The sequence below is a fragment of the Limnohabitans curvus genome (genome assembly GCF_003063475.1).
GTDB lineage: Bacteria > Pseudomonadota > Gammaproteobacteria > Burkholderiales > Burkholderiaceae_C > Limnohabitans > Limnohabitans curvus.
In genome coordinates, this window is record NZ_NESP01000001.1 from 1,334,136 (window position 1) to 1,347,476 (window position 13,341).

13 protein-coding genes are annotated in these 13,341 nt (G+C 57.5%); 3 read left to right on the forward strand and 10 right to left on the reverse strand.

The features are described from left to right. Positions 1–51 precede the first annotated feature (51 nt). On the forward strand, positions 52–3,027 hold the full coding sequence (gene uvrA / locus B9Z44_RS06695) for an excinuclease ABC subunit UvrA (protein ID WP_108402833.1): 2,976 nt from the start codon (positions 52–54) through the stop codon (positions 3,025–3,027). Between the two features lies 1 nt (position 3,028). Here the strand turns inward: uvrA and B9Z44_RS06700 are convergent, their stop codons facing one another. Next, positions 3,029–3,499, reverse strand: a complete 471-nt coding sequence (locus B9Z44_RS06700) for an FKBP-type peptidyl-prolyl cis-trans isomerase (RefSeq protein ID WP_108359615.1) — start codon at positions 3,497–3,499, stop codon at positions 3,029–3,031. A gap of 77 nt (positions 3,500–3,576) precedes the next feature. On the opposite strand from B9Z44_RS06700, the gene B9Z44_RS06705 reads away from it, so the two are divergent. Next, entirely contained in the window at positions 3,577–3,975 is a 399-nt protein-coding gene (locus B9Z44_RS06705; RefSeq protein WP_108359375.1) for a glutaredoxin family protein, read from the forward strand. A 55-nt stretch (positions 3,976–4,030) separates the two neighbouring features. Then, on the forward strand, positions 4,031–4,936 hold the full coding sequence (locus B9Z44_RS06710; RefSeq protein WP_108402834.1) for a DMT family transporter: 906 nt from the start codon (positions 4,031–4,033) through the stop codon (positions 4,934–4,936). Here B9Z44_RS06710 and B9Z44_RS06715 read toward each other — a convergent pair. The 9 genes from B9Z44_RS06715 to B9Z44_RS06755 are packed head-to-tail and all read right to left on the reverse strand — an operon-like array spanning position 4,933 to position 13,341. After that, complete coding sequence (locus tag B9Z44_RS06715; RefSeq protein ID WP_108402006.1) at positions 4,933–6,324, reverse strand: MmgE/PrpD family protein; 1,392 nt, start codon at positions 6,322–6,324, stop codon at positions 4,933–4,935. The two genes, B9Z44_RS06710 and B9Z44_RS06715, sit on opposite strands and share 4 nt — an antisense overlap. Before the next feature lie 3 nt (positions 6,325–6,327). Next, positions 6,328–7,134: an enoyl-CoA hydratase/isomerase family protein gene (locus B9Z44_RS06720; protein WP_108402835.1), complete on the reverse strand. Its 807-nt coding sequence runs from the start codon at positions 7,132–7,134 to the stop codon at positions 6,328–6,330. 11 nt (positions 7,135–7,145) lie between these two features. After that, positions 7,146–8,300, reverse strand: a complete 1,155-nt coding sequence (locus tag B9Z44_RS06725; RefSeq protein WP_108359377.1) for an acyl-CoA dehydrogenase family protein — start codon at positions 8,298–8,300, stop codon at positions 7,146–7,148. A 3-nt stretch (positions 8,301–8,303) separates the two neighbouring features. Next, positions 8,304–9,086 carry an SDR family oxidoreductase gene (locus tag B9Z44_RS06730; protein ID WP_108402007.1) on the reverse strand — a complete coding sequence of 261 codons (783 nt, stop codon included), beginning with the start codon at positions 9,084–9,086 and terminating at the stop codon, positions 8,304–8,306. A 26-nt stretch (positions 9,087–9,112) separates the two neighbouring features. Next, positions 9,113–9,991 carry a polysaccharide deacetylase family protein gene (locus B9Z44_RS06735; protein ID WP_108402008.1) on the reverse strand — a complete coding sequence of 293 codons (879 nt, stop codon included), beginning with the start codon at positions 9,989–9,991 and terminating at the stop codon, positions 9,113–9,115. Next, a complete protein-coding gene (locus B9Z44_RS06740; protein WP_108402009.1) occupies positions 9,984–10,742 on the reverse strand; it encodes an ABC transporter ATP-binding protein in 759 nt (252 codons plus the stop codon). The genes B9Z44_RS06735 and B9Z44_RS06740 overlap by 8 nt, the downstream gene beginning before the upstream one ends. Positions 10,743–10,749: 7 nt before the next feature. Beyond that, entirely contained in the window at positions 10,750–11,550 is an 801-nt protein-coding gene (locus B9Z44_RS06745; RefSeq protein ID WP_108359618.1) for an ABC transporter permease, read from the reverse strand. 15 nt (positions 11,551–11,565) lie between these two features. Further along, positions 11,566–12,543 (reverse strand): ABC transporter substrate-binding protein, encoded by a 978-nt coding sequence (locus B9Z44_RS06750; protein ID WP_108402836.1) that lies wholly within the window; start codon positions 12,541–12,543, stop codon positions 11,566–11,568. Positions 12,544–12,567: 24 nt separating this feature from the next. Then, positions 12,568–13,341 carry an enoyl-CoA hydratase gene (locus B9Z44_RS06755; RefSeq protein WP_108359381.1) on the reverse strand — a complete coding sequence of 258 codons (774 nt, stop codon included), beginning with the start codon at positions 13,339–13,341 and terminating at the stop codon, positions 12,568–12,570.

The window sequence follows — 13,341 nt, forward strand, 5'->3', positions numbered from 1 at the left end:
CCCACCGATGACGGCGCCTACCTTGGCCTTGCCCTGAACCACCCCTCCGCCATGCGAAATATCAGCATTCGCGGGGCGCGCACGCACAACCTGAAAAACATCGACCTCGACATTCCGCGTAACCAGCTGGTGGTGATCACGGGTTTGTCGGGCTCGGGCAAATCCAGCCTCGCGTTTGACACGCTGTACGCTGAAGGCCAGCGCCGCTATGTGGAAAGCCTCTCGGCCTACGCCCGCCAGTTTTTGGGCCGCTTGGACAAGCCCGATGTGGATCTGATTGAAGGCCTGTCGCCCGCCATCAGCATTGAGCAAAAAGCCACCAGCCACAACCCGCGCTCCACCGTGGGCACGGTGACCGAAATTCACGACTACCTGCGCTTGCTGTTTGCCCGCGCGGGCACGCCCTATTGCCCCGACCACAACTTGGCGCTGCAAGCGCAAAGCGTGTCGCAAATGGTGGACGCCGTCATGGCCCTGCCCGAAGACACCAAGCTCATGCTGCTCGCGCCCATCGCGCGCAACCGCAAGGGCGAGTACAGCGAAATCTTCACGCAGCTGCAAGCGCAGGGGTATGTGCGCTTTCGCATCGAGGGCAAGGTGTACGAATACGACGAACTGCCCGAGCTGAAGAAAACCGAGAAACACGACATCGACGTGGTGGTGGACCGCATCAAAGTGCGCCACGAAGCGCCAGCTGCCCCCGCCCCTGTGGCCGCGCCCAGCATCGGCGACATTGCCGTGGCTGCACCTCCGCCCGGCTTGCGCCAGCGTTTGGCCGAGAGCTTTGAAGCCGCGCTGCGCTTGGCCGAAGGCCGCGCCATCGCGCTAGAGATGGACACAGGCGTGGAGCACGCGTTCAACGCGAAGTTTTCTTGCCCACAGTGCTCGTATTCCATCAGCGAACTCGAACCCCGTTTGTTCTCGTTCAACTCACCCGTGGGCGCTTGCCCCTCATGTGACGGCTTGGGTCACCAAGACTATTTCGACCCAGCACGCGTGGTGGCGTTTCCGTCACTCAGCTTAGGCAGCGGCGCCATCAAAGGCTGGGACCGCCGCAACGCGCATTACTTCACGATGCTCGAGAGCTTGGCCAAGCACTACAAGTTTGACCTTGATGCACCGTATGAAGACCTGAGCCCCGAAGTGCGCCAAGTGCTGTTGTATGGCTCGGGCGAAGAAGAAATCAAATTCAACTACAGCCTTGAAAACGGCTCTGGCAAAAAGCTGAGCAAGAAGCACCCCTTCGAAGGCATCTTGGTCAACATGGAGCGCCGCTACCGCGAGACCGACTCCACAGTGGTGCGCGAAGATCTCTCTCGCTACCGTGGCGTGCGTGCCTGCACCTCATGCGGTGGCACACGCCTGCGTCGCGAAGCCCGCAACGTGCGCATTGGCGAAGGCGCGCAAATGCGCGGCATTTTTGACATCAGCCACACCACGCTGGGCGAATGTTTTGGCTACTTCAACACCCTGCAACTGCAAGGTGCCAAAGCCGAAATTGCCGACAAAGTGGTGCGCGAAATCGCCTCACGCTTAAAGTTCTTGAACGACGTGGGCCTGAACTACCTCAGCCTCGACCGCAGCGCCGACACGCTGTCGGGCGGCGAAGCACAACGCATTCGTTTGGCCAGCCAAATTGGCTCGGGCCTCACCGGTGTGATGTACGTCTTGGACGAGCCCAGCATCGGCCTGCACCAGCGCGACAACGACCGACTCATCGACACCCTCAAACACCTGCGCAACATCGGCAACAGCGTGATCGTGGTCGAGCACGACGAAGACATGATTCGTGCCGCAGACTTCTGCGTGGACATGGGCCCCGGCGCGGGCGTGCATGGCGGCCAAGTGATGGCCAGCGGCACGCCTGCCGAAGTGGAGGCCAACCCCAATTCACTGACGGGCCGTTACCTTGCGCAAGCGTTGCGCATCGACGTGCCTGCCAAACGCAATGCCTTCTTGCCTGTGGAAGCCGAAGAGCTGAAGTTCCAACGCAAGCTGCACAAAGATGCGTCGGAACACCAAGTGATTCGCATCCGTGGAGCACGTGGCAACAACTTGAAAAACGTGACCGCCGATTTCCCCGTGGGCTTGCTCACCTGCGTCACGGGCGTGTCGGGCTCGGGCAAATCCACCCTGGTCAACGACACGCTGTACACAGCCGCCGCGCACACCATTCACCGTGCGCACGACGAGCCAGCAGCGCACGACGAAATCACCGGCCTCGACTATTTCGACAAAGTCATCAACGTCGACCAGTCGCCCATTGGCCGCACACCGCGTAGCAACCCAGCCACGTACACCGGCCTGTTCACGCCCATTCGCGAGCTGATGGCCGAAGTGCCCATGGCCCGCGAACGCGGCTACGGCCCGGGGCGCTTCAGCTTCAACGTGGCCGCAGGCTCAGGCGGCGGCCGTTGCGAAGCCTGCCAAGGCGACGGCATGGTCAAAGTGGAAATGCACTTCTTGCCCGATGTGTACGTGCCCTGCGACGTGTGCCACGGCTTGCGCTACAACCGCGAAACGCTAGAGGTGATGTACAAGGGCAAAAACATTGCACAGGTTTTAGATCTGACGGTGGAAGCTGCCTTGCAGTTCTTCAACGCCGTGCCCAACATCGCACGCAAGCTACAAACCTTGATGGACGTGGGCCTGTCCTACCTGCAACTCGGCCAAGCCGCCACCACCCTTTCGGGCGGTGAAGCGCAACGCGTGAAACTGGCCTTGGAGCTCAGCAAACGCGACACAGGCCGCACGCTCTACATCTTGGACGAACCCACCACGGGCCTGCACTTTGCCGACATTGCGCTGCTGCTGAAAGTGCTGCAACACCTGCGCGATGCAGGCAACACCATCGTCATCATTGAGCACAACCTTGATGTCATCAAAACCGCTGATTGGCTGATTGACATGGGGCCTGAAGGCGGCTCGGGCGGCGGCATGGTCGTGGGCGTTGGCACACCCGAAGATTTGGCGGCCAACCCTGCCAGCTTTACCGGCAAGTACTTGAAGCGCTTGCTAGCCAGCTGATTTAATGCTGATGCCCATGCGCGCCATGCACATGGCGATGGGCAATTTCTTCAGCCGTGGCGGCGCGCACATCCGTCACGGTGCAGCTGAAACGCAGCGCTTGGCCCGCCAACTCATGGTTGCCGTCTAGATGCACTTCGGGCCCTTTGATCTTCACCACGTTGAATACACGTGGCTGCCCGTCGTCGCCTGCGCCTTGCAGCTGGCCGCCCACTTTCACGCCCGGTGGAAATTCGGCTTTAGGAATGACGCGCACCAACGATTCGTCGCGTTCGCCAAAGGCGTCTTCCGCGCTCAAATCCAGCTTGACTGCAAAGCCAACGGCTTGACCATTAAGGGCTCCTTCGACCTTGGGAAAAATGTTTTCGTAGCCGCCGTGCAGATACGACAAGTGCCCCGAGTCCAAAGGCTTGCCTGCGGGTGAGGTGACTTGGTATTTGATAGTGACGGCCGTGTCTTGGATGATCTGCATGGCTAGGCTTTGAATGAAAAACGCCATTGTCCACGACCACACGGCTGATCCCGTCTCAAGCCTTACCATTCACCCCCATGAAACCTGTCATCCGTGCCTTCTTCAAAACCCTGCGCCTCGTGCTGGGCCCCGTCATGCTGCTCAAAGAGCGCCTCACCCAGCCTAAGGGCGTGCAGCGCGACGCTGCGGCACAAGCTGCGGTTGAGCTGGAATGCCAAAGCTTGGCGCTGTACCAGTTCAACACCTGCCCGTTTTGCATCAAGGTGCGCCAAGAAATGCGCCGCTTGTCGCTGCCGATTGAAAAGCGTGATGCGCAACACAATGCATCCAATCGTGACGCACTGCTGCAAGGCAGCAGTGCTACCAAAGTGCCATGCCTGAAGATCACCGAAGTAAACGGTCAAACACGTTGGCTGCAAGACTCGAACACTATCGTGGCTTATCTGCGTGAACGCTTCGGTACGCCAGCGGCTTGAACCTGCAAGACCTATACGTCTTGTTCGCGCACCCAGAAGCTTTACCATGCACACCATGTCAGCCCTACACAGTCTTACCCGCAAACAGTTACTGACCCTCGTCATCCTGACTTTGGTTTGGGGCATGAACTGGCCCATCTTGAAAATTGGCGTGACGGGCTATCCCGCCATTACCTTTCGCAGCATTTCCATGTGGATCGGCTGGCCCTTGTTGGGCCTCGTGTTGCTGCGTATGAAAGTGCCATTCAAAGTGCCGCGTCACGAGTGGCGGGAATTGGTGCTTTTGGCCGTCAGCAATATGTTTGTTTGGCATGTGTTGATCATTTTGGCGGTACAAGATTTGTCGAGTGGACGCGCGGCAATCTTGGGCTACACCATGCCAATTTTTTCAGCGGTGATGGGTGTTTTGTTTTTTAAATCACCGCTGCGCCCTCGTGCTTGGTTGGGCGTGGCATTGGCCGCCTTGGCCGCCATGCTCTTGTTGTGGCACGAGTTGGCACATCTATCCGGAAAGCCCTTGGGCGTTTTGATCGCTTTGTTAGCGGCAGCGTCTTGGGCCTTGGGCACACAACAGATTCGTCACACCAAGATGACGGTGCCCACCCTCACGATTGTGTTTTGGATGACCGGCATGACAGCTGTGGTGATGAGTGCGCTGGCCGTTGTGTTTGAAATGGACCGTTGGGCTATGCCTCCTGCCCACACTTGGGGCTCCATCATTTACAACGCCATTGGCGTCTTTGTATTTGCACAAGCCGCGTGGCTAAGTTTGGCGCGCAGCTTGCCACCGTTGGCATCGAGTTTGAGCGTGATGTTCATCCCTGTCCTTGGCGTATTCGCAGGCGCGTGGTGGCTGGGCGAGGTGTTGCACTGGCAAGACTGGCTGGCGGTGTTGCTGGTGGTCGCGGCCATCGCCTCTGTGCTGTGGCCAGCGCGCGCATCACAAGCTGAACACATTTAGGCGGTGTTGAGGTGGCGCAAGGCACGCCATAAATCATCCGTCGACGCCGCTTGCGGCAACGCCGCGCAAGCGGCAAGCACCCTGGCCACGGCCTGCGGCGAGTAACCTGCGGCCTGCATCAGACGTTGCGCTTTCGTTACCACCATCGCATCAGACATCGGACTTTCTGGGTCGCCGGGTGCATCTGACACCTGGGTGTGCAACACCGCACCGTTGCGTAACCAGACACGAACTTGAGCGCCGTAGTGCGCTGGGTAGGCTCGACTCCAGCGCGACACTGCACTGACATGGGTGCAGGCGCGCAAACGTGCCAAGGTGGGTTGCGCCAGGCATTTAGGTTGCGTGTCGTCCAAACCAAAATCGCCCCTCAGCAAGCCCACCGCCACGCCGTGTTGCAAACTGAAGCGCGCTTGTTGGCGCGTATTCGGGTGTGGTTGATTGGCAAACGCCACCGCGGTTTGGTAGGTCTGGATTTCGATGCGGTTGATCTGGCTCACATCTGGCACTTGCGCGTGCAACCGCACAGCACACGCAATGGCCGGGTGAACATGGCGGCAAGCAGGCCAAGGTTTGAAGCTGACTTCGTGTATCAGCCACGGCGCATTTGGCTTTGGCGTGAGCACAGCCTTTGCGCGCCGTACATTCGGGCGACTGCCGGTCGCAGCAAACCAGCCATGTTCGCCCTCCAAGATATGACGAGGTCCGACCAAACCAGCCGCAGCCAAGTCAGCCGCCATGACGCCCGATTGCGCACTGCGCCCCACAGCCAACTGTTTAGAAAAACCGGGTTCTAAGCGACATTGCCACACCCCACTGGCTTGCATACCAGCCTGCGCCAAAGCATGCATGGCTTGTGTGGCATCAAGCTGCAACAAACTTGCACTGGCCGTGGCTGCGCCAAACACCCCACATGTGGCTGTGCTGTACCAATGCTGGTAATGCGCAGTCCCCGCTAACAAGCCAACACGGATGGCCACCTCATAGCCACGCACCACCGCATCAAGCAGCGCATGCGGCGTGGCTTGTTCACGCTGTGCAACAGCTAACGCTGCCGCGATGATGGTGTCAGCCGGATGCACCACAGCAGCACGGTGCAAGTCGTCCAACTCATCGATGTTGCCTAACCCACCGTTGACCAATGCAGCAGCTTCGCTGTGCAACTGCAAACCACTCGCGGTCCAACACGGTCCCGCCGCGGTCTGTGCGGCCCAGCGGTTCAAAGCGGCACCAGCCGGAGAAGCGTGACCGAGCAACACACACCCAAACCAGTCCAGCAGATGCAATGCCGCGCGGCTGCGGTCGGTGTCGCTGATGGGGCGGCCTTGCAAGGCCAACAACTGCTCGGTCCAAGAAGGCCCTTTGATGGCTTCTAGCCCAAGCCTTTGCATGACTCAGCGGCCTTTGAAAACCGGTGGGCGCTTGTCGTTAAAGGCTGCCACACCTTCGCGGCGGTCGTCGGTGTCCACGAGGCGGTTGTAGGCCTCCACCTCAAACCGATATGCGGTGCGCAGCTCCATTTGTCCGCCGTAACGGATTGACTTCTTGATCTGTCGCACGGACAAAGGCGCATTGGCGGCAATGCGTTGCGCCGTCTCTAGCGCCAATGCCAAGACAGCATCAGGTGCAGCCACTTGGTTGACCAAGCCCCATGCCAAGGCCTGTTCAGCGCTGAAAGGACGGCCTGTCAGCGCCAATTCTTTGGCGCGTCGCTCGCCCAAAGCGCGCGGTAAATTTTGCGTACCGCCCATGCCAGGCATGATGCCCAAGGTGACCTCGGGCAGCGCAAAACGTGCGTCTTGGCTCGCGTACAAAAAGTCACAGCACAACGCCATCTCCAAACCACCGCCATAGGCATGGCCATTGATGGCGCCAATGACAGGCAATGGCAAATCAATCAATGCCCAATACAAGCGCTCAAAAATCTCATGCTGGTATTGCCACGCTTGCGGCGTCATGCCGTTGCGCTCTTTCAAGTCACCGCCGCCACAAAATATTTTGGCGCCTGCACCCGTCAACACCACGCAACGCAGATCACCAGGCACATCGGTCAGGCGCACCCACAGATCCAGCAAATCGACACCCATCTGCGTGTTCAGTGCATTGCCTACCTCTGGACGGTTGAGACACACCTGCAACACGTGGTCTGACACCTGTGTGCATTCAAGCGTTGTGTAAGTCGGCAATTGGAGGTAGGCCATGGTGTGTGCGCTCAATAAGATTTAGGCATGCCCAACACGTGCTCGCCCACATAAGACAAGATCAAATTGGTCGAGATCGGTGCCACTTGGTAGAGACGTGTCTCGCGGAATTTGCGCTCAATGTCGTACTCGGCGGCAAAGCCAAATCCACCGTGCGTTTGCAAACACACATTGGCGGCTTCCCACGACGCATCGGCTGCAAGCAATTTAGACATATTGGCCTCGGCCCCGCACGGCAGACCGGCATCGAACAAACGCGCGGCTTCATAGCGCATCAAGCTGGCCGCTTCGACGTTGATGTGCGCTTTGGCAATCGGAAATTGAATGCCCTGGTTGTGCGCAATCGCGCGGCCAAACACCACGCGTTCCTTTGCATACTGGGTGGCTCGGTCAACAAACCAATAGCCGTCACCGATACATTCAGCCGCGATCAAAATGCGCTCGGCATTCAACCCATCCAGAATGTATTTCAAGCCCAGGCCTTCTTCGCCAATGCGGTTCTCGACAGGGATACGCAAGTTGTCGATGAAGATTTCATTCGTCTCATGGTTGACCATGTTGCGAATGGGTTTGACCGTGATGGTCTTGCCGACCTCTTCACGCAAGTCCACCAAGAACACCGATAAACCTTCTGACTTTTTCTTCACTTCAGACAGCGGTGTGGTGCGGGCCAACAGCAACATGTAGTCGGAGTGCTGCAACCGTGAGGTCCACACCTTTTGGCCATTGACCACATAGTGGTCACCTTGGCGCACCGCGACTGTTTTGAGCTGGGTGGTGTCCGAGCCCGTGGTTGGCTCCGTCACCGCCATCGACTGCATGCGCAACTCACCTGAAGCAATCTTGGGCAACAGGGCTTCTTTTTGCGCTTTTGAACCATGACGCACGACACAACCCATCACGTACATCTGGCCATGGCAGGCGCCTGAATTGCCGCCAGCACGGTTGATCTCTTCCATGATCACGCTGGCCTCGGTCAGGCTCAAGTTGGACCCGCCGTATTCCTCAGGAATCAGGGCCGACAACCAACCTGCATCGGTCAAGGCGGTGACAAACTTTTCAGGAAACGCCCTAGCCTCGTCTATCTCTTGCCAGTAGCGTGAGTCAAACGCTGACACAACTTGACGCACGCCTTCGCGCAATTCGGGGAAATCATTTCGGCTCATGGTTTATTTGCTCGGTGTGGTGAACATTTGGCCACCGTCTACGTTGATGACACTGCCGCTCAGATAGCCGCACAACGGTGAAGCACAAAAGGCTGTCAACTTGGCAATCTCATCGGGTTCGGCCAGACGACCAAACGGCAAAGCCAAGGTCAGTTCATGCCAACGCGAGGCGTCTCCCAACTTGGTGGTGGCTTGCTGCTGCAACATGCCCTGCATGCGGTCACTGCGGGTGGGTGAAGGGTTGATACCGAACACGCGCACACCTTGACGCACCGTGCCACCGCCCAGACCTTGGGTAAAAGCGATGAGCGCCGCATTGGCCGCTGAGCCGCAGATGTACTCATAACGCGGCGCGGCACCCGCCATGCCAATGATGTTGGCAATCACACCCTTGCCGCGTTTTTCCATGCTGGGCAAATATGCGCGCGTCAGGTTGATGTAGCTGTAGAGCTTGAGCTCCCATGCCTGACGCCAGCGCTCTTCGGTGATGTCGTGGATGTTGCCGCCTGGAATCGCGCCCGCATTGTTCACCAACACATCAATATCACCCACCTGTTGACATAACTTTTCCGCGGAACCAGGCAAGCCCAAATCAGCCTCAAACACCTCGGGAGTGATGTGGTGTGCAGCTTCAATGGCTTGCACCGCATGGGCCAAGTTGGCGCGATCACGCGACACCAAAACAGGCTTGGCGCCTTCGGCAGCGAACGCTTGCGCAATCGCCAAGCCAATGCCTTTGGATCCACCCGTGATAAGGACGCGCTGTCCTGTCAGTTCTAAATTCATTGTCGGCTCTCTTTGTGAAGTTGGGGTCAGTGAGTTGGGGCTGGCACTTGGGCCGAATACCACTGGGCCATTTTTTCGCCGGTGACAAAACACACCTCAGGCGTTGCCATCAAAAGGTCGAGCATTCTTTCGAAGCTCTCGAAACGGTGCGGCACACCGATCAAATGCGGATGCAAGCCAAGCGACAGCACCCGTGGTTGGATCGCACATTCACGCTTGAACAAGCGCAAGGTGTTGGACAAGCGTTGGAACATTTCGTCTGACGCATGTTTCTCAATCGCGTAGATGATGGAGTCGTTGACTTCGAGGTTGTAAGGCAAGGACATGAGTGGGCCGTTCTTGGTGTGCATCCAATGCGGCACATCGTCCACCACCCAATCGAACACGTACTCAACGCCCAACTTCTTCAAAATGTCGGGGGTGTCTAGCGACTCCCTCAAGCCCGGGCTTAGCCAACCTTTGGGGCGTTTGCCCGTGAACGACTCGATCATGTCCAAGCTGGTCGCGATCAATGCCTCTTCGCCCTCCGCATGGTTGAGCGCCTTTTGATGCACGCCATGACCGATGAATTCCCAGCCGGCTTGGTGCATGGCTTCTGCCGCACGTGGATAGGCTTGAATCACACCCGCGTTAAAGCTGGTGGAGGCAGGCAAGCCACGGCTGTGTATGGCATTGATGATGCGCGGCAAGCCTGCGCGCATACCGTAGTCGACCCAACTGAAGTTGGGCACGTCAGGCACGGTTTCTTTGCCATGTGGCGGCGTGATGATGGTGCGCGGCATGCTGGCATCAAACTGCCAGTGCTCCACGTTGACCACCAAATGAACCAAGATGGCACCTTCTTTGGGCGCCGCCAGCTGTGGGCCTTCGTTAGAAAACCGATAAGGGATGCGAGGATTAGCCATGCGTGTGTCGGATGAGGTTGAGAATGTCGAGCTTCATGGCGCTGAAAGCCTCACTCGCCGTGTCAGCCACCGTGCGGGGACGCGCCAAGGGCACATTGATTTTGGATTGGATGCGACCAGGTCGTGCAGACATGACATAGATGGTGCTGGCCAAGAAAATGGCTTCGTCAATGTCATGTGTGACAAAGATGATGGTGGGCTTGAGCTTTTGCCACACCGACAACAACAGCTCTTGCATGGTGAGTCGGGTCTGCGCATCCAACGCGCCAAAGGGTTCGTCCATCAGCAACACACGTGAACCCAAGGTCAAGATACGTGCAATGCCCACGCGTTGACGCATGCCCCCTGACAGCTGCACGGGCAAGTGATTTTTGAAGTCATGCAAACCGACGATGCTGAGCATTTCGTTGGCACGCTCTTCGTACTCGGCTTTGGGTAGACCTTGCATTTGCGGACCAAAGATGACGTTCTCCCATACCGTCAGCCAAGGAAACAAGGCGGCCTCTTGAAACACCACGCCACGCTCAGGCCCTGGCGCATGCACCGCTTGCTGGTTGACCTGCAAGACGCCCGAGCTGGGCAACTCGAAACCGGCAATCAGGTTGAGCAAGGTAGATTTGCCACAACCCGAAGGGCCGAGCAAAGCCACAAACTCACCCGGAGGCACGTCGAGGTCAATGTGGTCAAGTGCCTTGACAGGCGGTTGACCAGGATAAGTTTTGCAAAGATCTTGAACAGTGATATTGGACATAAGAATTTCAGTGACTTTGCAAAATACGCCAGACCAGAACCTTGCGTTCGATGAACACAATGATGCGATCGCTGATATAACCCATGGCACCAATCGACACCATGTCGGCCAACACGATGTCCATGCGGCCTACGTAGTAGGCGTCCCACAGCACATAGCCCAAGCCCGATTTGACGGCCACCATTTCTGACACGATCACCGCTGTCCACGAAATGCCAAGGCCAATGCGTAAACCTGTGAAGATCGACGGCATGGCCGCTGGCAACACGACGCGGTACAACAGTTGCGTGCGGCTCGCGCCCATCATCAACGCCGCGCGCACCAAATTACGGTCCACGTCGCGTGCGCCTTGTGTGGCGTTGACTACGATGGCATAAAAACCACCTAGGAAAATGAGAAAGATCGAACCCACATCTCGGATACCAAACACGGCGATGGAGAAGGGCAACCATGCTGTGATGGGAATAGGGCGCAGACTTTGGATCAAGGGGTCGAGCATTTGCGAAATGAACTTGCTCCAACCAATCAACAGGCCGAGTGGCACGCCGACCAGTGCAGCCAACACAAAGCCCTGGGCCACTCGCATGGAGGAGTACTCCACGTTGGACAACCACGTGCCGAGGTAGGGGTTGAGGCCCAGACCGGCTTGTCCGAAGATCCAGCCGTGCCACCCCTCAACCACCTTCAAAGGCGTAGGCAGTATGCCGGCCATGCCGGGCATATTGCCCATCACCTGCCACAGCACGACAACGGCGGTGGGCACCACCAGTCCGAGCAGCAGTTGCTTGAAATGTGCCGTTGTCTTCATGGTGTGTCCTTGCACTTACTTCTTGATTTCTTTGGCCATGCTGTCGTCATACAGCTCAGCCGCTTCTTTGGTCACGTCTTTTTGCACGATGCCTTGCTTGAACGCAGCTTCAGCCAAACGACCCACTTGCTCTTTGTTGAGCACGCCACCGAGCTTGATGATCTTGGCAGATTCTTTGGTCACGTTCAGCGGCAGGCCTGTGTACTTGGCATAGGCATCTGCAAATTGGTCGTTGTTTTTAGCCAATTGCTCTTCCACTTTGAGGTATGCCCACAAGAAGCGACGCACCAATTCTTTCTTAGTCGCCATGGCTTCGCCCGAAGCCGCCAACATGCCCAACTCTGCGCCCACGGAACGTGACTGGCTGTAATCAAGCTTGGTAGCGAAATACGCATCGCCTTCGGCAACAGCTTGAGATTCAAAGGGCTCCCACAACACCATCGCATCAATGTCGCCACGCTTCATGGCTTGCACAAATGCGGTACCGCCACCTTGCACGTTGACCGGTGAGAACGAGGTGTAAGGGATGTTTTTCTCAATCAAGGTCATGGCCCATTGGAACCACACGGCTGATCCGGGTGCGATGGCAATTTTCTTGCCATTGATGTCACCCCATTCGTCGATCTTCACGCCTTTGCGCACCACCAAAAATTTGTTGGAGCTACCCACACCGGTCAAACCAATCAAGTTCTTGCTGCCTTGCGCCGCCACGATGGCCAAGTCACCAGGCCCAACGGCCGACACATCGACCGAGCCCGATAACAACGCGGTGCGTGCATCGGCGTAGCGCACAAACTCTGCACGCTTGACTTCAATGTTGAGCTTCTTGAGTTCCTCTTCCAGCATCAGCATAGGCGCCAAGTGGCCCACTTTGACAAAGCCCACACTGAGGACTTCTTTTTGTTTCATGGGCGCGGGGGAGGGCCCCACAGCCAAAGCAACGGTGGCTGTCAATGACAGCGCAATCGTGAGCAGGGTTCTTAAAGATTTCATCTTCTTCTCCATGGGGTGGTTGATTCAATGGCCGGTGAACTGAGGTAGCCGCTTCTGTGCAAAAGCCAGTCGGCCCTCGGCATAGTCGCTGCTTTTGAAACACGCATCTACGGCCTGATCGATGCGTGTGATTTGAGAGGTGTCGCCATCAGCAATGCACAGCATGGCTTGCTTGGCGGCTTGAACCGTGAGGGGGGCGTTCTGTGCAATTTGCAAAGCCACGTCGGCGCAATGCGCGAACACATCGTCATGCACCGAGTTGACGATGCCAATGTGTGCAGCCTCTGCTGCGCTGTAGATCTTGGCGGTATAAAAAGCTTCTGCCGCCGCTGTGGGCCCGAGGTTTTGCACAATGCTTTTCATGCCCTGGTAGCCATAGCCCAAGCCCAAGCGTGCGGCAGGCATGCGGAACTTCGATGTAGGGCTGGCATAACGCAAATCGCAGCTCAATGCCAAGCCCAAACCACCGCCATAACAAATGCCACTGATGGCAGCAATGACAGGGACGCGACAACGGGTGATCGCCTCTTGCGCCTGCGCCACGCTTTGGTTGTAGTGTGCGACCGATGCGTCTGAATTTCGCTGGGTTTCAAATTCGCTGATATTGGCGCCGGACACAAACGCACGTTCACCGGCCCCCCGCAAAATCACAGCACGCACATCCGGCTGACGTTCAATCGCGTCAAACGCTTGGCCGAGCGCAATCCACATCGACAAGCTCATGGCGTTGTAACGCTCGGCATCGTCGATCGTGACCACGGTCACGTGCGCGTCGTGTGTGACATGAATAGCACCCAT

What these genes read in the sequence shown, in the direction of transcription:
- B9Z44_RS06710 (WP_108402834.1), top strand. Translation starts at nt 4,031, where the DNA reads ATGTCAGCCCTACACAGTCTTACCCGCAAACAGTTACTGACCCTCGTC.
- B9Z44_RS06755 (WP_108359381.1), bottom strand. Translation starts at nt 13,341, where the DNA reads ATGGGTGCTATTCATGTCACACACGACGCGCACGTGACCGTGGTCACG.
- B9Z44_RS06750 (WP_108402836.1), bottom strand. Translation starts at nt 12,543, where the DNA reads ATGAAATCTTTAAGAACCCTGCTCACGATTGCGCTGTCATTGACAGCC.
- B9Z44_RS06740 (WP_108402009.1), bottom strand. Translation starts at nt 10,742, where the DNA reads ATGTCCAATATCACTGTTCAAGATCTTTGCAAAACTTATCCTGGTCAA.
- B9Z44_RS06715 (WP_108402006.1), bottom strand. Translation starts at nt 6,324, where the DNA reads ATGCAAAGGCTTGGGCTAGAAGCCATCAAAGGGCCTTCTTGGACCGAG.
- B9Z44_RS06745 (WP_108359618.1), bottom strand. Translation starts at nt 11,550, where the DNA reads ATGAAGACAACGGCACATTTCAAGCAACTGCTGCTCGGACTGGTGGTG.
- B9Z44_RS06735 (WP_108402008.1), bottom strand. Translation starts at nt 9,991, where the DNA reads ATGGCTAATCCTCGCATCCCTTATCGGTTTTCTAACGAAGGCCCACAG.
- B9Z44_RS06705 (WP_108359375.1), top strand. Translation starts at nt 3,577, where the DNA reads ATGAAACCTGTCATCCGTGCCTTCTTCAAAACCCTGCGCCTCGTGCTG.
- B9Z44_RS06700 (WP_108359615.1), bottom strand. Translation starts at nt 3,499, where the DNA reads ATGCAGATCATCCAAGACACGGCCGTCACTATCAAATACCAAGTCACC.
- uvrA (WP_108402833.1), top strand. Translation starts at nt 52, where the DNA reads ATGCGAAATATCAGCATTCGCGGGGCGCGCACGCACAACCTGAAAAAC.
- B9Z44_RS06725 (WP_108359377.1), bottom strand. Translation starts at nt 8,300, where the DNA reads ATGAGCCGAAATGATTTCCCCGAATTGCGCGAAGGCGTGCGTCAAGTT.
- B9Z44_RS06720 (WP_108402835.1), bottom strand. Translation starts at nt 7,134, where the DNA reads ATGGCCTACCTCCAATTGCCGACTTACACAACGCTTGAATGCACACAG.
- B9Z44_RS06730 (WP_108402007.1), bottom strand. Translation starts at nt 9,086, where the DNA reads ATGAATTTAGAACTGACAGGACAGCGCGTCCTTATCACGGGTGGATCC.